The organism is Burkholderia reimsis, assembly GCF_003294055.1.
Lineage (GTDB): Bacteria > Pseudomonadota > Gammaproteobacteria > Burkholderiales > Burkholderiaceae > Burkholderia > Burkholderia cepacia.
Genome location: NZ_QMFZ01000141.1, coordinates 1 through 532, shown reverse-complemented (window position 1 = coordinate 532; position 532 = coordinate 1). Strand labels below are relative to the sequence as shown.

Sequence of the window (532 nt, the reverse complement as noted above, 5' to 3'; positions counted from 1 at the left end):
CGTGCACATGGACCCGTATCCGCTCGAATTCATGGTGCAGAGCTCGCTCGATCTCGAAACGAGCGAGATCCAGATCACCGGCGTGCGTAACAGCTGAACGCCGCACGGCACAACGACTACAACGAGACCGATCCGATGGACCCGCGACTGCTCGACTACTACAACCAGGAACTGCTCTACATGCGCGAGCTCGCTGCCGAGTTCGGCCAGGCGCACCCGAAGATCGCGCGGCGTCTGGGCATGCAGGCGGGCGAAGTGGCGGACCCTTACGTCGAGCGCCTGATCGAGTCGTTCTGCTTCATGGCCGCGCGCATGCAGATCAAGCTCGACGCCGAATTCCCGCGCTTCACGGGCCGGCTGCTGGAAGTGATCTACCCGAACTACGTGGCGCCCACGCCGTCGATTGCGGTCGCGCGCCTCTATCCGGGCCGGACCGAAGGCAATCTCGTCGAAGGCTATCGCGTCGCACGCGGCACGTCGTTCACCGCACGGGTGCCCGATGGGGAAAAAACCGCATGCCAGTTCACCAGCG

General features: G+C 63.9%; 1 protein-coding gene and 1 pseudogene. Both read left to right on the top strand.

Features of this window, described 5'->3' with window-relative positions; genetic code table 11:
* A pseudogene (locus DPV79_RS43595) lies at positions 1 to 97 on the top strand (type VI secretion system baseplate subunit TssE); the annotation flags it as partial.
* Between the two features lie 38 nt (positions 98 to 135).
* The coding region (locus DPV79_RS41640) for a type VI secretion system baseplate subunit TssF (protein WP_165843650.1) at positions 136 to 532 on the top strand (397 nt) is incomplete at its 3' end.